The organism is Calothrix sp. FACHB-168 (genome assembly GCF_963889195.1).
GTDB lineage: Bacteria > Cyanobacteriota > Cyanobacteriia > Cyanobacteriales > Nostocaceae > Aulosira > Aulosira anomala_A.
The window spans coordinates 32,664-54,487 of sequence record NZ_CAWPNJ010000035.1; the positions used below are offsets into that span (position 1 = coordinate 32,664).

Below are 21,824 nucleotides of genomic sequence, written 5' to 3' on the forward strand. Positions count from 1 at the left end.
AATGAGCTAGCCAGATTTGAGCAGAGTAAATCAAAACAGAAATTAGACAAATTTCACTAATTGAACTAGAACGTCAAGAAAAGACTATGACGCTTAATTTATATGCTTTTTTGGTTGGAATTGATGAATATTTACTTCCTGTTTCTCCATTGCAGGCTTGTGTAAACGATGTAACTGCAATCAAAGACTATTTACAAGGACGGGTAGATAAGGGTGGATATCAGATCCATTTACATACACTCTTAGATAAAGATGCTACTCAGCAGGCGGTTATTAATGGTTTTCGCCAACCTCTGTATCAAAGTGTGACGGATGAAATCAGTACAAGCAATACAGAATCGATAAGTGAGGGAGTATGACAGAAGAAGACCACAGCGCCAATGTTGGAGGGAGTGCCCTCAGCAGTGCTATTATTACGGGCGATCGCAATACTGCCACTATCACCATCACCAATTACTATTACCGTGAAAATACAACAGTATTACCTGTTGACTCTACGGATGCTGCTGACGAAAATCTTCCCTGTCCTTATCGCGGTTTATTTCACTTTGGCCCCGATGATGCTGATGTTTTCTTTGGACGTGAGGTATTTGTAGAAGAACTATTTGCGGCGACTCAAAGCCGGAAGTTTATACCAGTGTTGGGTGCATCGGGAAGTGGTAAATCTTCGGTAGTGTTGGCGGGATTAGTGCCGAAGTTACAAAAACAAGGTTATTGGAAATTTACTCACTTCCGTCCGGGTTCAGAACCATTCCAAGCTCTGGCTGAGTCACTGGTTCCCCTTTACGAGCCAGATAAAGATGCTACTGAGCAAATGTTTCAAGCTCGTAAGTTAGCTGAATACTTTGCCAATGGTTCTGTTCCTCTGCAAGATGTTTTCGCCAAAATTACACGGAATTATCCCAATCATCGGGTGTTGTTGATTGCCGACCAATTTGAAGAACTTTATACTTTGTGTGCGGATCAAAAAATTCGCCATAGTTTCCTAGATACCTTATTAACTTGCTTTCAATCTGACCCTGACAATAATACTGTGCTGGTTGGAACCATGCGGGCGGATTTCTTGGGGAATCTCCTTTCCTATCGTCCACTTGCTGATGTGTTGAAAAATGCTGACATCAAGCTGGGGCCGATGAACCGTGAGGAACTTTCACAGGTGATTGCAAAGCCTGCTTCTAAGCTGGGGGTAACATTTCAAGATGGGCTGGTAAAACGCATTTTGGATGATGTGGAAGATAACCCAGGGAATTTACCCCTTTTAGAGTTTGCCTTAACTCAGTTGTGGAAGCGGCGAACGGGTAAACAGTTAACTCATACAGCTTATGAGGAAATTGGTGAGGTAAAAGGAGCCTTGGCTCGTCATGCAGATGAGAATTATGGTAAGTTGAGCGCCAATGAACAAGAACAGGTGCGGCGAATTTTTATCCAGTTGGTGCATCCAGGGGAAGGAACGGAGGATACGCGACGGGTGGCGATGAAGGCGGAATTGGGTGAAGCCAGCTGGGGATTGGTGAAACAGTTGGCGGATAATCGATTAGTAGTCACCAGTCAAAATTCTGCTAACCAAGAGACAGTAGAAGTTGTCCATGAAGCGTTGATCCGTAATTGGGGTGAACTTCGGCAATGGATGAATGCAGACCGTAGCTTCCGGGCTTGGCAAGACCGTTTGCGCTCCGCAATGTATCAATGGGAACAGACGCAACGGGATGAAGGGGCATTGTTGCGGGGTGCAGCGTTGGTAGAGGGAGAAGAAAAGTTAAAACAACGGCGAGAGGATATTAGCGCAGCCGAGCAAGAGTTTATTCAAGCTAGTGTAGCATTGAGGGATAGGGAACAAAAGCAACGGGAACGCAGAAGAAGGCTGACTTTTTCCGGACTGGCAGGGGGTTTGGTGTTAGCTTTGGGTTTATCTGGACTAGCGGGTATAGGCTGGGGGAATGCTGAAATCAGTCAAATTAATGCCTTTGCCCAAAGTTCTGATGGGTTTGTGGGTTTAGATGGGCGAAAAGCTCTTGAATCAAGCGTAAAAGCTGCTGTAAAAATGCGAGGTCAATTATGGGGGGTAGATGAGAATACCCGCACTCAGGTAAAACTCGCATTATTAAAAACAGTTCACCGTGTTGCCGCACCTAACACCTTGGGAAGACACGCAGGCGAGGTTCGAGGCATCAGCTTTAGCCCAGATGGCAAGATGCTTGCTTCTGCCAGTGCTGATAACACAGTGAAACTTTGGGATACCACCACTGGCAAAGAAATCAAAACCTTAACTGGGCATACAGGTTCAGTTAATGGTGTCAGCTTTAGCCCAGATGGCAAGATGTTAGCAACAGCCAGTGACGACAAGACTGTAAAACTGTGGAATATCAGCACCTACGAGGAAATCAAAACCCTAACTGGGCATACACGCTGGGTTAAAGCCATTACCTTTAGCCCAGATGGCAAAATGCTTGCTTCTGCCAGTGCTGACAACACGGTGAAACTTTGGGATACCAGCACCTACGATGAAATCAAAACCCTACCTGGGCATACAGACTCGGTTAATGATGTCAGCTTTAGCCCAGATGGCAAGATGTTAGCTTCTGCTAGTGGTGACAAGACGGCGAAACTTTGGGATATCAGCACTCGCACATTAATCACAACCCTAACTGGGCATAAAAAGTGGGTTTCTCGCGTTAGGTTTAGCCCAGATGGCAAGATGTTAGCAACAGCCAGTCAAGACGACAGGGTGAAACTGTGGGATACCAGCACCCGTAAGGAAACCAAAACCCTGGCTGGGAAGTGGGATGTCATGGGCATCAGCTTCAGCCCAGATGGCAATATGCTAGCTTCTGCTAGTGATAACAACAAGGTGCAACTGTGGGATACCAGCACAGGCAAGGAAATCAAAACCCTAATTAGGCATACAGGCTTAGTCATGGATGTCAGCTTTAGCCGGGATGGCAAGCTAGCAACAGCCAGTGGTGGCGAGGACATGACGGTGAAACTGTGGAATCCCAGCACCAGCACATTAATCAGAAACCTAACTGGGCATACAGATTCGGTTAATGATGTCAGCTTTAGCCCAGATGGCAAGATACTTGCTTCTGCCAGTGCTGACAATACGGTAAAACTATGGAATACTAGCACCGGCATATTAATCAGAAACCTAACTGGGCATAAAGGTTCGGTTAATGGTGTCAGCTTTAGCCCAGATGGCAAGATTTTAGCAACAGCCAGTGCTGACAAGACGGTGAAACTGTGGGATACCAGCACCTACGATGAAATCAAAACCCTACCTGGGCATACAGGTTCGGTTAATGGTGTCAGCTTTAGTCCCGATGGCAAGATGTTAGCAACAGTCAGTGATGACACCACGGTGAAACTGTGGGATACCAGCACTTACGACGAAATCAAAACCCTTACCGGGCATACAAAAGAGGTTTGGGGCATTAGCTTCAGCCCGAATGGCAAGATGCTTGCTTCTTCCAGTTATGACAAGACGGTGAAACTGTGGGATACCAGCACCTATGAGGAAATGAAAACTTTTACTGGCCATACAGGGTGGGTTTGGAGTATCAGCTTCAGCCCGAATGGCAAGATGCTTGCTTCTGCCAGTGGTGACACCACGGTAAAACTGTGGGATACCAGCACCTACGACGAAATCAAAACCCTTACCGGGCATACAAGCACGGTTCAGAACGTCAGTTTTAGTCCCGATGGCAAGATGCTTGCTTCTGCCAGTGTTGACAAGACGGTGAAACTGTGGGACGCCAGCACCTACGACGAAATCAAAATTCTTACCGGGCATATAAACCCAGTTAATGGAATCAGCTTCAGCCAGGATGGCAATATGCTAGCTTCTGCTAGTGATGACAACACGGTAAGACTGTGGAAGCTGGATTTTGATTATTTACTCCAGAAAGGGTGCAATTTTATGCGCGAGTATTATAAAGTTAATCCCCCTAATCATGAGAGTGACAAGCACATGTGTGATGGTGTTGGTAATTCGTAATACCACTACGCAGAAGCAAGCTATGTAAGTCTTATTCGTAATTAAAAAACCATATCAAATAACACCGTGAAAAAAATCCTCATCCTCTCCGCTAACCCCAAAAACACAGCAAATCTGCGCCTAGATGAAGAAGTGCGGGAAATCAAAAACACACTTGCTATATCTCCCCATCGAGACGAATTTCAAATCATCACAGAATCTGCGGTACGAGTCGATGATTTAACCCGCTTCCTGTCTTACCATCAACCAACAATTGTTCACTTTTCGGGACATGGCTCTGGTACTGATGGATTAGTCTTGGAAGATAATTCTGGAAACGTGCAACTTGTCAGTACCCAAGCTTTGGCAAAACTATTTGATTTGTTTCAGCAACAAGTTGAATGTGTTTTACTCAACGCCTGTTACAGTGAAGCACAAGCTGATTCTATTCACCAATATATTGATTGCGTGGTGGGGATGAATCAAGCGATTGGGGATCAAGCAGCAATTAAATTTAGCGTCGGATTTTATACCGCTTTCGGGGCTGGAATGAATTATGAAGATTGTTTTCAAATGGGTTGTACCTCCATTGACTTGCAGGGAATTCCCGAATACGCAACCCCAGAAATAAAAATTCGGCGACGACGTTATCAGACAGAACAGGCAATAAATCCCGTCAAATCTGACAATATTAATAGTAGTAACAATAACAAAGACAAAGAAGACAGTTCCGTTTCTGTCGGGGGTCGTGTCAAAGATAGTGTAATTATCATAGGCGATCGCAAGGTCGGACAAAACCGTTCAGTTTCTGTTGGTAATAATGTCACAGGTGGCGCAATTATCACGGGAGACAACAACACTGCAAGCATCAATTTTCAACCAGTCAGTTTACCCGCACCTGCAACTGTCAACATAGAGGCAGAAATCAACGCTTTACGTGAAATACTGGCGAAATTAGAAACTTCAGACCGTCGTAAAATTGATAATGCCTTTGAAGATGCCCAGGAGGAGCTAAATAAGCCACAGCCAGATAAAGATGAGGTGGGTGATGCATTAAACCGAGCTTTGAAATATGCCAAAAAAGCCGAAGGGTTTGCCTCTGCAATAGGAAGACTTCAGCCACATCTAACTAAAATTACTGCATGGCTAGGTGCTGATTGGCACGATTTGTTAAATTTGGTGAATTTAACCTCCTGTAGTAAAATTGACTGTAGCTAGACCCAAAATTTGTCAGAATCTGGAAGCATAAGCGAGGATTTTAGGGTCTGAAACCTTATTTAAGGGACATCCAATTTTTTAAATACCCAATAAATTTGTAGCGCGAGCAGCGTTCGACTGAGCGCTCACGCCGAAGTCTTGCTCGCTTTTGAACACCAGCGAGCAAGATGTTTGTCCTTCCCTGCGAGAGGCTGCGCCCTAAGCGAAGCTATGCCGCAGGCTTTACGGACACGCTACGCGCTAAGCGAAGCTATGCCGTTCGCGTAGCGTCTCCGATAGGAGAAGGCTTTACGCACTACGGAATATGGGTAATTTATTTTTTGTAAGCAGCGTTCGACTGAGCGCTAACGCCGAATTCTTGCCCGCTACTACCACCAGGGAGCAAGATGCTCCCACTACTTTTAAAACTATGGTTCTCAAAATAGGTCTTGACAAAACGCTCTAGACCTGAGTGATAACAAACTGTACCTGCTCTGTTGTCCAATTATCGCTGGTATAAGCTGCCGCGCTCAACTTTCTATTGGGGGGTTTTTCACTAGCAATAACCGCCAACAATTCTTCCAATGGGTTACTTGTTGCTCTCCATGCACGTGTTACCCTACGAGGTTTATCTAAAGCTGGTAATTCTAGACAACGGAAATTAGTTGCTCCTACAGTTGCAAACACCTTAATAAAATTCACACCTTCTTGATATCCATCTGGAAGGCTAGTATGGATACGAACAAATGTTTCCATTCCTGAATCTAAAGGTTCAAAGTCAGCTGCACCGCTAGGATATATCTGAGAAATACTCCAATCTGGCTGAATTGCTAAAACGGTAATATTTAAAATTTGAGCAGATTGATTACGGATACGTAGAATGACGTTTTCATCAACGTTCAGGATAGGATAATTATCAGAAGTATTCAATGGTAATAATTCATGTCGATTTTCTCCTTGGCATAACTCAATTTGCAGCTTACCTGCTAATGAAGACAAGGGATCATTATTATCTAACTCTAAAGTGGCTTGATATTTAGCCAAATGTACCAAGCGGTTGACCACTTTACTAGCAGCATTTAGTTCACCTACTATTAATGATGGTCGCAAATTAATTAATTCTCCCCCAGCATCAAGAATTTCATACTCGCCTTGTGTATTGACAGATACCTGATAACTGACAGGTTCATCACTAGGTTCATCAACAGACAAAAATTCTATCCAGCTATTGCCTTCAACTCTTGTTTTTGCGGTTTTGACTGCTGCCAAGGCTTGTGTAATATTGATTTCTGAAATCAGTTGATTATCTGTAGAAGATAACAGGCGTACCCTGCGGACAAGCTTTACACTAGAACTAAGTTGTAAGGCATAAGCTCCATCTTGAATCATTCCTGCTTTTAAAGTAGGTACTGGCTGAATCAGTGTACGAATTACCTCTTGTTTTACCAGAAGTTGAGTAATTTCTGCCCAGGATTCCTCAGCATTCAATTCTACAATTTTAGCTAGAGCAACTCGCTTGTGAGTCTGGGTTAAATCTGTTGTGCCTAATTCGTAGATAGCAAACTCTACACCTCTAGACAAACCTTGTGCTTTCCCTACTTGCAACAGCACTCGATTATTTGCTACATCTACTTTTTTAACAATCACAGCAGAGGGAGAAACTATTGATTTTCCACTGAAAATAATGCGATTTCCCTCACCTTGCAACATAGGTGTTTGCTGTTTAAACTGGCTATTGATTTTTGCGAGGATACGTGAGTGTAATACCTTGTAAGTAACTTCATTTCCTAGTGTTTGCAGAGAGTCTAATAGCCAATAAGTTAATGCACCGTTGCGTTCTGTACCATTGAAAGGATACTCATAAGCATACTCATTATCCCGACAAGCAGCTAATAAAACATAGCCTTGGGGTTGGGGTAACCAACCACTGGTGGCTGTCAGTTTGCGGGTTATTACTTGTTTTTGTGTTAACTGTTGCCAGTTTTGCAATAATTCTTCAGCAGATGCAACTAGACTATTTTGGGGTCGTATTGTTGTATCTATGACATTACTACTCAAACCGCGAATTCCAGGCTCATCTACTCCTCCCCTTGTTGCACCTCCAGAATGACAACTGTCTAGCACCATTGTGACAATTAACCCTTTATCCACCATATTCTGGAGGATTTTTGCTAATTCTAAATCACGAATATAGCGGCTTTCTGAGTTGCCAATATTCATCGGTACAATGACCTCATCAACACCATATTTTCCTTTAACTTCTGGATAAATTGTTGCCGCACGTCCGCCGTGACCGGAATAGTGAATGTATACTTGGTCTTGAGGTTGAGCCAAATCAATTAGTTTTTGAAATTGGATAATAATATTCTCATAGGTTGGTAAGGTTTCCCCTGTCTCTTTTGGCTGATTAGGAGTATCCGAGTGAGAAGCTGTTAATTTAAAAATCTGCGCTTCTGGTACTTGCAGGGTATTTTTTAAAAAAAATTCTACATGATTAATATCGCGTGAACATCCCCAAAGGCTTTTGTAAGAAGAACCATCAGCTAATCTGTTTGGGAGATAAGCATCAATCCCTATTAATAAAGCGAACAATTTGGAGGTGGGTTGAGCATCTCTGATAATTAATTTATGTTGCATAGACTGAAGAATTTTATCACAATTACCAATTTTGATATTTTATCCATATCCTCTGTCATCAAAACAAGATTCACTAGAAATCCGGTTTGATATCTGAAATTATTTACATAGTCAACTTTTGTGTAAGTCCAAATTTGGTTAGCCTACAGTGAATAACTTTGCGAACAAGCGGTTACAGAATTTCAACAAGCTTGGGACAGTTCGTATCGACTCATCTCGCAGTCCAAGCCATGTGCGATAACGGTTATGAATAAAATTAAAGAAATGCAAGAGCGATCGCACTATAGTAGAGTAGTTATCACAGTTAAAAGATTAGTTGCTAAAGTTCTCAAATCTGGACTTGTAAAATATTTGTATTTAGGAGTCGTGTAAAAATAAGTTGAACAATTTAATATTTGTAGTGCAGGCAGCGTTCGACTGAGCGCTCACGCCGAAATCTTGCCCGCGCGAGCAAGATGCTCGCACTACTTATTTTTACTTGATGCCTTAGATAGTCTTTGATGATTAAAACTTGAGGCTCTGTACTCATTTTTATGTGAGGTCTATTGTGTCAGAAACTTCTCTATTAGATAAAATTATCAAGAATGTGCGTGTAGTTCGTCCCCATAATGATACTGTCGAATTACTAGATTTAGGGATTAAAGATGGCAAATTTGCCCAAATTGCTCCTAATATTAGCCCAGAGCAAGCCAAAGAAGTATTTGATGCTCAAAATCTGCTAGGCTTTCCTGGGGTGGTAGATGCTCACATGCATATCGGTATCTATCAGCCCTTAGATAAAGATGCGCTGACGGAAAGTAAAGCAGCTGCAATGGGGGGTGTGACTACCAGCCTCAATTACATCCGTACTGGGCAATATTATCTCAACAAAGGCGGCTCCTATCAAGATTTTTTCCCAGAAGTATTAGCCTTATCTGTAGGTAACTTTTTTGTTGATTACAGTTATCACATCGCACCTATAGCGAGTCAGCATATTGAAGAAATACCCCTACTTTATGAACAGTTTGGTGTCTCTTCCTTTAAAATATTCATGTTTTATGGCGGTTATGGGTTACATGGTTTATCAGACCAACAAAACCTCTTTTTAATGATCAATAAAGAAGAGAGGTATGATTTCGCTCATTTTGAATTTATTATGCGCGGTCTGACACGTTTAATAGAAGCGCATCCAGAAGCGAGAGAAACTATTAGCTTAAGTTTGCATTGTGAAATTGCAGAAATTCTCAACGCTTATACAAAAATTGTCGAAAATGATTCCAGTCTTAGCGGACTAAAAGCTTACAGCGCAGCGCGTCCACCTCATTCTGAAGGGTTAGCAATATGTATTGCTTCTTATTTAGCCCATGAAACAAATTGTGCAAATATCAATTTATTACATCTGAGTTCGCGCAAAGCAATGGAAGCAGCTTTAACAATGCAAACTGCTTTTCCTCACATCAATTTTAGGCGCGAAGTCACCGTTGGACATTTATTATTAGATATTGATACTCCTAATGGTACTTGGGCAAAAGTTAATCCACCAATTCGCCCCCGTGCTGATGTGGAATATTTATGGCAAGCAGTACTTAATAATCAAGTAGATTGGATAGTTAGCGATCATGCTTGCTGTTCTGCTGAACAAAAACGTAGTGCAAAATACCCAGATAATATTTGGTTAGCAAAATCTGGTTTTGGCGGTACAGAATATTTACTTTCTGGCTTATTAAGTGAAGGAAGTAAACGAGGAATGTCTTACAATCAGATGGCTAAATTATTATCTTGGAACCCATCGCGACGTTTTGGTGTATTACAAAAAGGGGATATTGCTATTGGTTATGATGCTGATTTAGTATTAGTAAATCCCCATGAAAGCTTTATAGTCAGAGCGGCTGAATCTGAGTCGAAACAAGGCTATACACCATTTGAAGGTGTAGAATTAACCGGAAAAGTTAAGAGTACATTTTTGCGCGGAAACCTAATTTATCACAACGGACAGGTATTAGGTTCACCTACAGGACGTTATTTAAAACGCTCCCATTCTGGAATAAAACCATAGGTGTTCATAAGATGAAAGCAGCACGTATTTATGAGTACAGTGGTGCAACTGCTGTGCAGATAGATGAGGTAGAAGTTTTGCCACCTGGCCCCGGTGAAGTCAGAATTCGGGTAGGGGCGGCAGGAATTAACAATTCTGACTTACAGACAACCTATGGAACTTATCAAGCATACCGTAATAAAGAACTACCCTGTATCCTGGGTCAAGAAGCAGCTGGTGAGGTTGATGCTGTGGGATTGGGGGTGAAGGAATTTGTGCCAGGAATGCGTGTAGTTGGACGTGTGAGGGGTGCGTTTGCAGAAATGGCATATGCTCTAGCAACTGAGTTGTTACCTCTGGCTGATGAAGTATCGTTTACAGTAGCAGCCAGCTTGCCTATCGTCTATCTAACTGCTGGGATGGCACTGATTCACAAAGCCAATGTCCAGCCTGGAGAATGGGTTTTGGTACATCCAGGTAGCGGCGGTGTTGGCAGCGCAGCAATTCAACTGGCGCAGTTGCTAGGAGCGCGAGCGATCGCGACTGCGGGTAATCAAGCAAAGGTACAGCGATTACTCGATTTAGGTGCATTACATGGAATTGATTACAGTATTCAAGATGTAGCTTCCGAGGTGCGGAGGATTACTGACAATTCAGGGGTACAGGTGGCACTCGATGGTGCGGGAAAAGTAACATTTGCTGATTGTTTAGAAGCGATCGCCAATAATGGATGTATTATCAGCTATGGCACTACAACTGGCCTGGATGCTGCCCTGCCTCTGGGGAAACTGCTGGGGCGCAATATTACAGTTTACGGCATCGCTCTCTGGTATAACAGCGATTATCACTCAAGTTTGGCGACACTTCGGAATTTAGTGATTCCCGCAGTTGCTCAGGGAAAGATACAGCCCACAATTGATGAGATAGTTAATCTAGAAGGGGTGTCTGGCGCACTGATCAAAATACAAAATCGAGATTTGAACGGGAAAATTATTGTGGTTCCGTAATCTCAAATCTAGATCTAAACTCTAGTCAGGTAGGGTGTATAAAAAATGAGCCAACGAATCAAACGAGCATTTTTAGACACAGAAGATGGACAAATTCTTTACCGTATAGGTGGAGAAGGTGAACCCATACTTTTACTGCACATGACTCCCCGCAGTAGTGATGAATTTAAAGAATTGATGCCTCTGTTGGCTGCCAAAAAATTAGTCATTGCAATGGATTTAATGGGGTTAGGTGATTCTGATAAACCCCCAAGAGTTTATTCTGTTGCAGATTATGCTAAAACTGCGATCGCACTTTTGGACGAATTAGGCATACAAAAAACCAGCATTTTCGGCAGTCTCACAGGAGGCTATATCGCCGGAGAAGTTGCAGCAGCTTATCCAGAACGAGTTGACAAACTTATTCTCTGCAATGTAGTTGGATTTGATGCAGAAGAACAAGCAAAAATCCTCAAGAGATATTCTCAAGGATCGCAAATTAAAGAAGATGGCTCTCATTTGATGCCACAATGGTTGTCTCGCGTCAATTACGTCGGAAATGGAGAGTTAAATCACCGTTGTGTTTTAGATGATTTGAAGTCCTTTGGCTCTCCTATATATCCTGGTTTAGCAGTAGCAAACTATTGTCTTTCTGCCCCAGAAAGATTTCGTTTGATTAATTGTCCGACTTTGATTTTGTCGGCAGAAAAAGCATTAGAACCTTTAGAAAAATATGGTTTAGCTAAAGCTGAGAATCAATCTTGGACTCAGGAAGCCATTCCTCATAGTCAAAGTGTTGAACTAGAAGGTGGAACCCTGTGGATGGTTAATCAAATGCCGGAAGAAATATTCAAAGTAGTAATTGATTTTTCAGAGCAGCAGTAATTACTTGAGCTAAATCAGTATTAACAGGGGGAAACAGGGATACCCCCAGATTAAAAAATTATTTGCGATCGTCGAGCATGACATCAAAGTGTTTAACTGTGGTTTCCGGGTTTATAAGATATTCGTTATCTCTAGGAAGAGGTCTGACTTTTTGGATATCATTACCAGCAAACTTACGAATTGCATCCCGCGATTCCCAGTAAGAAATAACAGTAAATTCTGTATGATTTCCATCAATGCGGCGAAGTACTTGCGCTCCCAAATTACCAGGAATTGACTCGATTTTTTAAATTCCAGATTCTACCAAATAACCATAGTATTCATCCGCTTTTGAAGTCGGGACTATACCATGCCAAATGCGTGCGACTACTTTCTTTGATTGGGTAGTAGTAGAATTATTTGGTATATTTTGTGCCGAAGCCGCGAGATTTTCCAACTGGGTAAAAGCTGCAAGTGGTAAAATCAAAACTGAAATAGTCAATCCACAAAAAACACTAAAAAAATTATTTTGTCTAATCATTTACGTATCTCCGGTTAGCGCCAAAAACCTTCAAGGACGTAGCGACTGTCTTAAATAACTCCCTCTACATGAAAGTATTTGCAAGTTGAGAATAGAGACAAGATGACTTCATATTCTGATGTCTACTTATTCCAATCCCAAGGATAGTATGTATGTAATGGCGGTTCCCATGCATGGTAAGAAAGATGAGGATTGCCTCCTCGCACAAAAGCAAAGTAACCAGTTTCCGTGTATGCTGGGGCATGTGAAATCAATGGCGGACGCCAAAAATAGCAACCGGGAGTCATATGACCAGCTTGTGTTGTAAGACTACCTTGAAGGACAAATTCCTCTTCGGGAATTGGATGATATTCTGCAAAAGGTTCGACAAACTGAGGCAAACACCCCAAAAGCCAAGTGCTTCTTTGACCCTCTAGCCCCTTGCGTAAAGTTTTTCTCATTGCGCCTGGGGGAAAGCCAGGAGTGATAGTAGCAGACCAAGGAATCAGTTCAGAACTGGATGAGGGTATATATAATTCTCTTTTTGCTCCTGATGCATCATTCAATGATTTTGTAAAATGGGGATGGTGTTCAGGCATCCACAAAGCTGTAGTATCTCCTCTAACTTTCCATGTTTCAATACAGACACCTTCTGGAATAAAGGCATAAGTGTAGCGTCCAAGCCGAAGTTGTCCAATTCGCATTTCTCCACTGAGAACAAACACTTCCACATTGCAGTTGAAATAACCTGAACTACTTTCCCAGTCTTGTGTCCACTCGATTAGTTCGGTAGAAGCACCAGTTTCAGTATCAAAACTTAGAATACGTGCCAAAGCACCTTCTAACAAACCATTGACAAGCCAAGGTTTTGGAGTGACATCTGCTGACTGAATAAACTCAACGTGATTTCTTGCCATAATCTTTTGGATAAAGATACTAATTTAATTTTTAAATACCTGTATATTCTAAAAATTCTAATACTACTTTTGATATTTCTTCAGGCATCTGGTTCATCATAGATATTGTTCCGCCTTCAATATCTTGAATCTTTGCTTGAGGAATGGCTTTTAAAACTAGATACCTATTATCTGACCTTGCTAATCCCAGTTTCTCAAACTGTTTCATATCAACTGTTCCCCAAAGAATCAAGGTAGGAAATTTAATTTTAGAAAATCTCTGTTCCATACCCAGACAGTAATTTGCTACAGCCCAAACAGCATATAAAGGGTAGCCAAAGCACTTTAAATCATCTAAAATTAACCGATGATTTAATTCTGCTGAATCCACATACTGTATACGAGCAGCCCATCTTTCCATAAGATGAGAACCATCTGCTTTAATTTGGAAGCCTTGGTCAAATCTTTTTAATAAAGCTGCTTTTCCTTCTTTTGCAAAGACAACTGGATTCGATAATATCAGTTGTTTAACTCTTTGAGGATAGGCTGCTGCTACTTCTCCAGCGACAAAAGCACCTGTATGATTACCTAAGATGCTGATTTGATCAATTTCTAATTTGTCTAGCAGCAAGATAACTGTCTTAGCATAGTCCTCAATTCCATACATTCTAGGTGGCTTGTCTGAATCACCAAAACCCAGAAAATCCATTGCTATGACAAAATAATTTTTTGCCAAAATTGGCATCATCTCTAGATATTCATTACTACTCTGTTGGTTCTGATGTAGTAAAAGTAGAGGTTCTCCCTCACCAGCAATGCGGTAAAGAATTTGCCCATCTTCAGTATCTAAAAAGGCTCTTTTTATTGGTTTGTTCATAGCACCCTGATGACTTTTAGATTTACGCTAATCTTCTTTTAACTTCCTCTGCCAAATTATTCAGCATCACTTCTACTTGCTCGCCTGTTTTCAAATCTTTCAGCGATGACTTTTGCGCTGCTGCTTCTTCAGCACCAATAATGACGCAGAATTGAATTCCTTGCTTATCTGCTAACTGGAATTGTTTTCCTAAGGGACGCTTATCAAAATTAGTTATAACATTAATTCCCGCCTGACGCAGATTTTGTGACACTTTTAAATAAGTCGGCATTAAATCTTCTTGCATATTCACAACCATCACCTGTGCAGGTGTAGCCGCTAAGGTATTGAGAATACCTGCTTTGAGTAAGCGACTAATTAAGCGAGTTAAGCCGATGGAAATGCCAACACCAGGCATTTTCTCACCAATAAACATGCCTACTAATTCTTCATATCTACCACCAGAACAAATACTGCCTAAAGCTTCATGTCCGATGAGAGTTGTTTCGTAAACTGTGCCAGTATAGTAATTTAAACCACGAGCTATAGATAAATCAATACAGAAACGCTTTTCGGGAACGCCTAAATTCCGCACGCCTGCAATTACTGTTTCGATTTCGCTCACACCTAAATTAAATTGTTCGGCATCAGGGAGATTTTGTGATAGGTGTTTGAGTTTATCTAATACTTCATCAACAGCACCATCAATGTTAATAAATTCAATAATTTGTTGGGTTTGTTCTGGGGTAATTCCTTCTTTATCTAATTCTTGTTTAACTTTAGCTTCGCCAATTTTTTCTAAGTTATCAATGATGCCGATACAAGATTTAATTTGATTTTCGGCAATACCTAAAGATTGAAAAAATCCAGTAAGAATTTTGCGGTTATTGATGCGGATAACAAAATCACCGATGTTAATAGCCTCAAATATTTCAGCTATAATTGCGGGCATTTGCGCATCATAAAGCAAGCTGAGTTGATTCCGCGCTACGACATCAATATCACACTGGCGAAATTGGCGAAATCTTCCATCTTTTGCCCGTTCGCCACGAAATACAACGTCCATTTGGTAACGCGCAAAGGGAAAGGTTAATTCATTGAGGTGACGGGCAATGTATGCTGCTAAAGGTACTGTTTGGTCAAATTTTAATGCCCTAGCTTCTGAACCAGTTTCCCCGGCTTTGTCTTTCTCCGCTTGCCGATTTGGTGGCAGGATGGGATCGATACCATAAATGATGTTATCTCCTTGGTTGCCTTTTGCTTGTAATACTTCTAAACGTTCGACAGCAGGGGTTTCGATGGGCGTAAAGCCGTAACTTTCAAAAACTCTGCGGATGATATCAAGCAAATATACTTCTAGACGTTTCTCGCTAGGGAGGAACTCAGGAAACCCGCTTGGGGTAGAGAAATTAATTTTGTCACCTTTTGCCATATCCTACACTGCCAGTTTTAAACTTGAGCTTTTAGATTTTAGATGAGAATGAGCCGTGGCGTACATAGTGGAAGGGAAGGGAGACAAATGACTCTTGTAGAGACGCGATTAATCGCGTCTCTGACTTATTTATGTACTACAACTAAAGTCCCAATTTTCGCCCAGTTGTAAAGTTGACGGGCTTGTTTGACGCGCAAATTTACACAACCGTGGCTAACTGGTGTGCCAAATTTGTTGTGCCAGTAAGCACCGTGAATTGCATAACCACCGTAAAAGTACATGGCATAGGGGACATCGGGAATGTCGTAATCTTGACCCCGCATTCGGTGAGTGCGATATTTAGAATTAATCCAGAATTTACCTTTGGGTGTGGGAGTTGTACGCTTACCCGTGGAAATGCGGTATGAATAGATGCGTTTTTTACCTTCCCAAGCAATTAACCGTTGTTCTGATAGATCAATTTCAATCCAACGAGGTGCGGATTTTTGCTGATTTTCTGGGGAGGCTGCGTTGGCTTTGGCAAAGTTGGAGTCAACTGTAACTGGTGGTAAGCAAGAGAATAATGTTACCAAGCTTAAAACTGTACTTGTACAGAAATTTCTTGAGTATCGTAACCAATTACTTTGATTTCTACTTTGCATGAAGTGTCACCTTTTTTATTTGTTGGCTAAAAATTCAACTAGTTTTGGAGTCTGACAAAGGATTGGGAAGGAGATAAAATTTACTTTGTTTTTTTCAGTTTGTTTCCTTACTCCCTTGTTACACAATATACTTATGGCAGAGATTAGGCAGTAGACGCACTGAAATTAATACTGATATTTTTCTTTTGTTATTTGCATCGCAGTATTCTTGACAGGAGTAACGTAACTGGCATATCATCTCTGGTCTGTTAGTGAGGACTAAAGTACTCAAAAAAATCGAATTGATGTATTGACTACAAGCAAATAACTTTAATTTTTATGGGATAAGTTTTGTGAGTCCTATTTAATGTGGATTTAGGAATTTTAAAAAACTTATTTAAGGATGATAAGAGATATATTTGTTGTTATTTATAATTGGGTTTCATTCTGAATACATCATTGCTCTGATATTCAGGAATTAAACAGCATTTTCGCTATCTCAGTGCATCGCGTTAGAATATTTAAATTCCTGGTAGCGAGTGAATAAAATTTAATTTATATCTTTATTGATTCATATTTAGGGTTTGCAAACAGATAAATTGATTACGTTTGGCAAAAATCTAATTAAATCTGCTCTAAGAATACATTAATAATAAAGAATTTATAATAAATATTGGCGATACATTAATATATTCTAGAGGGCATGGCAGTGCCAGTGCCCCTACAATTTGTTGCATTGTCTCTAGCTGAGATATCAAAATTACTGCATTCGATCGATTGTCCGATATTGAATTGCTTCGGCTACGTGATTAGCTTGCAACTCTTCTTCGCCCGCTAAATCTGCAATGGTACGGGCTACTTTGAGAATGCGATCGCTTGCTCTGGCTGATAAGCCTAATTTCCTTATAGCAGCTTCTAATAAATTCCTGGCAGTATCATCGAGTTGACACCATTTCTGTAAGTGGCGACTTTGCATTTGGGCATTACAACGCAGATTTGGTTCGGATTGAAAGCGGGTGAGGGCGCGATCGCGTGCTTGTTGGACTCGTTTGGCTACTGATATCGATGATTCCCCTGTGGGTTGTTGGGTAATTTCCTCTGGTTTCAGGCGATTCACAGCTACTTGTAAATCTATTCTGTCCATTAAAGGGCCGGAAAGTTTCGCCCAGTAACTTTCTCTTTGTCGAGGCGAACAAGTACATGGTTGAATTGTATCGCCGTAGAAACCGCAAGGACAAGGATTAGTACTCGCTACTAAGGTAAACTGCGCTGGTAAGGTAATTGATTGTCTAGTGCGGGAAATCGTCACATAGCCATCTTCTAAAGGCTGGCGGAGAAATTCTAAGACATCCCGTTTAAATTCGGTTAATTCGTCTAAAAATAAGATACCCCGGTGAGATAAGGAGATTTCGCCAGGACGGGGAAAACTACCACCACCGACAAGGGAAGGGCCAGAAGCCGAATGATGAGGACTGCGAAAAGGGCGATCGCGTACTAAGGAACCGCGATTTTTTAATAACCCAGCTACCGAATGAATCCGCGTCACTTCTAAAGCTTCCGCAAAACTTAGCGGCGGCAGAATACCCGGTAATCGTCTTGCTAACATGGTTTTACCGCTTCCTGGAGGGCCGACAAAGATTAAATTATGTCCGCCAGCAGCAGCAATTTCCAAAGCACGACGCGCGTGAGCTTGTCCTTTGACATCCTGTAAATCTACATTAGCAAAATGTAGCCCTGGATTCTCACCAGTTTTGATAGTTTCATCAAGTTTTACTGGTTTGTGGGCGGAAGGACGATTTAATAAATCGGCTACCTCCGATAAAGTTTTGCAGCCGTAAACAGTTAAACCTTCTACTACTGCTGCTTCTTGGGCATTATCAATGGGGACAACTAAACCTGCAATTCCCATTTTTTGCGCTGTGGCTGCAATGGGGAGTACGCCAGCAACAGCCCTTAAACTACCATCAAGGGAAACTTCACCTAAGAATAAAAAATCACCCAGTAAATCGGCGTTAACTTGTTCGGAAGCGGCTAAAATGCCTACACTGATGGGTAAATCAAAGCTGGGGCCTTCCTTACGTAAATCAGCAGGTGTTAAGTTAATCACAATCTTTCGTTGGGGAAAAGCAAAACCCGCATTTTTTAACGTCGCCTTTACCCTTTCCTTGGATTCTTGCACGGCTGAATCTGGAAGTCCTAATAATACAATTCCTGGTAATCCCCCTGATACATCGACTTCCACACCTACTTTAACGGCGTCGATGCCAACAATTGATGCACTCCAGACTCTAGCTAGCATTTCTTATATAAGAATAAACCTTTAAAATCTCTAGCAGATGAGTAAATCGATTGACATGAGTGAAACTACAGAGACAATTTTCAGCAAAATCATTCGGCGCGAGATTCCCGCCGACATTATTTATGAGGATGATTTAGCTTTAGCTTTCAATGATATTCAACCCCAAGCGCCAGTGCATTTTCTGGTGATACCGAAAAAGCCAATTGCTAAACTAGCTGATGCAGAATCGCAGGATCATGCAGTATTAGGACATTTGTTATTAACAGCCAAGCGAGTTGCAGAACAAGTTGGGTTAGAAAATGGTTATCGGGTGGTGATTAATAGTGGGAATGATGGCGGGCAAACTGTGTATCATTTGCATCTGCACGTTCTTGGCGGGCGTCCGTTAAAATGGCCGCCGGGTTGATTATTATTGGGCATAGGGCATGGGGCATGGGGCTATTGTTAGCAAGCCCAGCTTTGTGGGCTAAATTAAGCCTGCGGAGGCAGGCTTTGTACTGTTAGCCGCACCCTTGAGGGTGACGGCGGTTTGTCGGGTAAGTGAGAAATCTGCATATTTTGACAAATCTTAATATCGCCTACCCGATATATCGCTCGCAGGTTGACGCATATTTAGGGAACTCCAGAAAATAAATTATCCCAAATTGTAGGGGCGGGGTAAACCCGCCCCTACGAGTTGCGGGCTTGGTAAGTTAATGATTGGGATGTTTTTTTATTTGGAAGTCCCTTATTAGTCACATTTGGCAAATCTGATCGTGCTTCCCCGCTAAAACGCCTGGGAATCAATTCCCAGGCTAATAGCTAAAGTCTACTAAAGTAGACTCAATTGTTGATTTCAGTCCACTTAAGTGGACTTATGCTATTAGCCAAGAACTTCAGTTCTTGGCGGAATGTCGGGAATTTGCAAATCTAGATATAGTAAATGTAGATAAATCATTGAGATTTGATAGTATCAACAAAATCATCAGCTTTACGCAAAATGAATAAACTCCCATCGCCACCCCTACCGATTCTGAAGGTTTCATCCAGGTAGGTAATGTCAAGGCTAGCAACTCGATTTTGCGGATTATTTGCGGAAACTACCTTAAAAGGATTGAGTTTGGGCGTGTTAATCCCGACTATTTGCTCAATTGCTAAGTAACGCTTATCAAAATAAACATTGATGCGTTTATTTGCTGGTGGTGATACATCTTCCGGTGCTGGTTCAAAGCTAGCGGTGACTTTGACAAAGCCAGAAATTAGCCCCAGAGGATGTTTGACATTAGCGAGATTAAAAAATGCTTTATTGGCAACATCAATTACTTGATAAACTGTACCTACCTTTAATCCAAAAGGTAATGAATCTAAAGCGCGAATCTCTCTCGCAGTAGAATATTGCAATTGCCAAGCACCGTTTAATAATGCAGTTGCATTCAGTAGGGGGGATGGATTGGGATTGAGGCTTTCTAGTTCCACCGTCAGTTGTTCAACTTCTGCAGCTACGGCTTGGTCTAGCTTTAAATTAGTAACAGGTGAGCCTTTGCTTTTGGTTTGCAGCTGCTCTAGCTTGGCTTGTAATTTTTCTTTCACTAAGAGTCGATTTTCCAAGGATTCTACCATTAACAAGCGAAATTACAACTTTAATTGCAGCGAACGCATTTGGGGCTAAAGTTTTCTCGTCCCTATTCAATTTTAAAATATTTCGCGCTCAGGCGATCGCCTGCAAGTGAAAGAAGCTATGCGATGTAAATTGGCGACGTGAATTGTCTATTGCGGTTGCAGCGCGATGGTATCATTTATATACTCAATCACTAACAACCGCAGATAGTTAAGTTTTTCTATATATAATTTTACTTGCGGAAATTGACTTTCTTCAGCAAAGTACCAATCGGCAAAATCAGCAATATCAAATATATTCATTTTTGTTAATTTTTGCATCATTTTCTGATATTGTTCTAAGTCATCATTGGCAATTACTTGAGATGCGTATCCTTCAATATCAGTTGTGAAAATTTCTATTTCTCCTAATATGCTGAAATCCTGCGATTCTTCCCAAATAGCTATTTTTCGCCTTTCTTCGCGCGTATTTTTATAATCTATTAACAACTGCTGCAATACATTACTAATGTATTGTTTAGCAATCTGGGATTTTTTGGGTATATTAGATTCTGTCAGGTTTTGCATACAAATTGCTAGTTTTCACCGTAGGAAACAATTTTGCCATTTCTTTCAATTATAAATTCATTTCCCTTATTCCATCTTTCTGCACCATCACTAAGGATTTTTTTACGAGCGCCTTTTTTGTTGAAATTATTTGCTTTTCTTAAATATTTTAAATAATTGTTGGTAAAATCATGTCTATCAGCATGATTAACAATGCTATGAGCCAATGTTGGATAAGTGCTTTTATCCCAATTCACCATAAGTGTCTTCATTTCAGCAATCTCTGCATCTTTGTATCCACTAAATAAAATTTCTTCATAGGGATCTATTTTTTGCGGCTGAGTAGGTTCATCTTGGTTATTGGGATTCATTTCACAGTTATTATAGTTAGATTTTTCAAACTACTAAATAATTTATGGAATGGTATATGGGCTGAAAATGGATAGACGCGGAGTGGCTTGTCGTAGACATCCCATTGACAAACAATTCGATTGTGTAGGGCAAAGTCTTGAAGTTAAGTTTTTTTGCACAAAATGAGTCAACTTTATCATTTACACATATTCAGGACTCATTTTTAAATTTTTCGTAAACAAAAAAGCATTTCGCTTTCTCATTTATCAAAATCAAGTACTCATTTTCCTGTTTTAAGTAAGCAAAAAGCCATTTCACCTTCTCGTTAAGCCTTAACGAGTTCTCCTAACGGTGTTTTCCGCAAGTGAAATACCATTTCACCTACTCAAAAAGCTATATCGCCTACTCGTTTGGGTAAATCGCGTACTCGTTTTGGTGTTTTCCGCAAGTGAAAAGCCATTTCACCTACTCATTTGGGTAAATCACGCACTCATTTTAGTGTTTTCCGCAGGTAAAAAGGTATATTGCTGGCGAAAAAATTGCCATGTTTGACAATAAGCGCTTGTTTAGTTATGCTTTGTTGTTTTTGGCGATGTCTAGGTTGGGTTACGCCTACGGATTTGTTCTTAGGGAAATCCAAAAATAAATTATCCCAAATTGTAGGGGCGGGGTCACCCCGCCCCTACGAGTTGCCGACTTAAGTTAATGATTGGCATACTAGTACTCTGGCAACCCAACTTTGCTGGGTGAATCATTTTTTTACTTCTCTTCTTTACCTCTTTCTTAGCGCCCTTCGTGCCTTCGTGGTTCGTTTCTTTACCCTTTAAAGTTGAGTTGCCAGACTACTAGTACTCTGTCAATTTTGTTTTGAGGGGTTTTTGGTAGTGCGGGCATCTTGCCCGCGTGAGCGAGACGCTCACACTACTGTCCCTCATTTCAACCCTGACAGACTACTAGGAGGACAAGGAAAGGGGATTGCTTAAAACTACTTTTAGAGTTTTGCTAAGATTGGTTACATAATGTAATGTTAACCTGGCAAA

At 41.2% G+C, this 21,824-nt stretch carries 19 protein-coding genes; 8 read left to right on the forward strand and 11 right to left on the reverse strand.

Translation table 11 applies throughout. The features are described from left to right. Positions 1-86 precede the first annotated feature (86 nt). The 3 genes from AACW45_RS21365 (at position 87) to AACW45_RS21375 (ending at position 5,188) form a co-directional block, all read left to right on the forward strand. Positions 87-359 (forward strand): caspase family protein, encoded by a 273-nt coding sequence (locus tag AACW45_RS21365; RefSeq protein ID WP_190634576.1) that lies wholly within the window; start codon positions 87-89, stop codon positions 357-359. Beyond that, entirely contained in the window at positions 356-3,991 is a 3,636-nt protein-coding gene (locus tag AACW45_RS21370) for an NACHT and WD repeat domain-containing protein (RefSeq protein WP_190634577.1), read from the forward strand. The genes AACW45_RS21365 and AACW45_RS21370 overlap by 4 nt, the downstream gene beginning before the upstream one ends. Positions 3,992-4,057: 66 nt before the next feature. Further along, complete coding sequence (locus tag AACW45_RS21375) at positions 4,058-5,188, forward strand: CHAT domain-containing protein (protein WP_190634579.1); 1,131 nt, start codon at positions 4,058-4,060, stop codon at positions 5,186-5,188. Between the two features lie 441 nt (positions 5,189-5,629). Here the strand turns inward: AACW45_RS21375 and AACW45_RS21380 are convergent, their stop codons facing one another. After that, positions 5,630-7,804 carry a caspase family protein gene (locus tag AACW45_RS21380; protein WP_190634581.1) on the reverse strand — a complete coding sequence of 725 codons (2,175 nt, stop codon included), beginning with the start codon at positions 7,802-7,804 and terminating at the stop codon, positions 5,630-5,632. Between the two features lie 246 nt (positions 7,805-8,050). On the opposite strand from AACW45_RS21380, the gene AACW45_RS21385 reads away from it, so the two are divergent. From AACW45_RS21385 to AACW45_RS21400, 4 genes are all read left to right on the forward strand, one after another. Then, a complete protein-coding gene (locus AACW45_RS21385; RefSeq protein ID WP_277880420.1) occupies positions 8,051-8,176 on the forward strand; it encodes a hypothetical protein in 126 nt (41 codons plus the stop codon). A gap of 175 nt (positions 8,177-8,351) precedes the next feature. Continuing rightward, positions 8,352-9,839 (forward strand): dihydroorotase, encoded by a 1,488-nt coding sequence (locus AACW45_RS21390; protein WP_190634583.1) that lies wholly within the window; start codon positions 8,352-8,354, stop codon positions 9,837-9,839. Positions 9,840-9,850: 11 nt separating this feature from the next. After that, positions 9,851-10,825 carry a quinone oxidoreductase family protein gene (locus tag AACW45_RS21395; protein WP_190634586.1) on the forward strand — a complete coding sequence of 325 codons (975 nt, stop codon included), beginning with the start codon at positions 9,851-9,853 and terminating at the stop codon, positions 10,823-10,825. 45 nt (positions 10,826-10,870) lie between these two features. Next, a complete protein-coding gene (locus AACW45_RS21400; protein ID WP_190634588.1) occupies positions 10,871-11,689 on the forward strand; it encodes an alpha/beta fold hydrolase in 819 nt (272 codons plus the stop codon). A 58-nt stretch (positions 11,690-11,747) separates the two neighbouring features. On the opposite strand, the gene AACW45_RS21405 is transcribed toward AACW45_RS21400, so the two are convergent. The 7 genes from AACW45_RS21405 to AACW45_RS21435 form a co-directional block, all read right to left on the reverse strand. Next, positions 11,748-11,972, reverse strand: coding sequence for an antibiotic biosynthesis monooxygenase family protein (locus AACW45_RS21405; protein WP_313933795.1), 225 nt, complete (start codon positions 11,970-11,972; stop codon positions 11,748-11,750). Between the two features lie 3 nt (positions 11,973-11,975). Further along, the gene (locus tag AACW45_RS21410) at positions 11,976-12,209 is read right to left on the reverse strand and encodes a hypothetical protein (RefSeq protein ID WP_242045603.1); all 234 of its coding nucleotides are present in this window, start codon (positions 12,207-12,209) and stop codon (positions 11,976-11,978) included. Between the two features lie 122 nt (positions 12,210-12,331). Further along, positions 12,332-13,105: a DUF4437 domain-containing protein gene (locus AACW45_RS21415; protein ID WP_190634590.1), complete on the reverse strand. Its 774-nt coding sequence runs from the start codon at positions 13,103-13,105 to the stop codon at positions 12,332-12,334. Between the two features lie 31 nt (positions 13,106-13,136). After that, positions 13,137-13,961, reverse strand: coding sequence for an alpha/beta fold hydrolase (locus tag AACW45_RS21420; protein WP_190634592.1), 825 nt, complete (start codon positions 13,959-13,961; stop codon positions 13,137-13,139). A gap of 22 nt (positions 13,962-13,983) precedes the next feature. Further along, positions 13,984-15,372, reverse strand: coding sequence for a histidine--tRNA ligase (gene hisS / locus AACW45_RS21425; RefSeq protein ID WP_190634594.1), 1,389 nt, complete (start codon positions 15,370-15,372; stop codon positions 13,984-13,986). 125 nt (positions 15,373-15,497) lie between these two features. Beyond that, positions 15,498-16,013: a L,D-transpeptidase gene (locus AACW45_RS21430; RefSeq protein WP_190634596.1), complete on the reverse strand. Its 516-nt coding sequence runs from the start codon at positions 16,011-16,013 to the stop codon at positions 15,498-15,500. A gap of 739 nt (positions 16,014-16,752) precedes the next feature. After that, entirely contained in the window at positions 16,753-18,291 is a 1,539-nt protein-coding gene (locus tag AACW45_RS21435; protein WP_190634598.1) for a YifB family Mg chelatase-like AAA ATPase, read from the reverse strand. 55 nt (positions 18,292-18,346) lie between these two features. On the opposite strand from AACW45_RS21435, the gene AACW45_RS21440 reads away from it, so the two are divergent. Continuing rightward, positions 18,347-18,697, forward strand: coding sequence for a histidine triad nucleotide-binding protein (locus AACW45_RS21440; RefSeq protein ID WP_190634653.1), 351 nt, complete (start codon positions 18,347-18,349; stop codon positions 18,695-18,697). Between the two features lie 527 nt (positions 18,698-19,224). Here AACW45_RS21440 and AACW45_RS21445 read toward each other — a convergent pair. The 3 genes from AACW45_RS21445 to AACW45_RS21455 all read right to left on the reverse strand — a co-directional run bounded on the left by AACW45_RS21445 (position 19,225) and on the right by AACW45_RS21455 (position 20,804). After that, complete coding sequence (locus AACW45_RS21445) at positions 19,225-19,878, reverse strand: PAP/fibrillin family protein (protein WP_242045604.1); 654 nt, start codon at positions 19,876-19,878, stop codon at positions 19,225-19,227. Positions 19,879-20,037: 159 nt separating this feature from the next. Continuing rightward, the gene (locus AACW45_RS21450; RefSeq protein ID WP_242045605.1) at positions 20,038-20,454 is read right to left on the reverse strand and encodes a hypothetical protein; all 417 of its coding nucleotides are present in this window, start codon (positions 20,452-20,454) and stop codon (positions 20,038-20,040) included. Between the two features lie 8 nt (positions 20,455-20,462). Beyond that, the gene (locus AACW45_RS21455; RefSeq protein ID WP_190634602.1) at positions 20,463-20,804 is read right to left on the reverse strand and encodes a hypothetical protein; all 342 of its coding nucleotides are present in this window, start codon (positions 20,802-20,804) and stop codon (positions 20,463-20,465) included. Between the last annotated feature and the right edge of the window lie 1,020 nt (positions 20,805-21,824).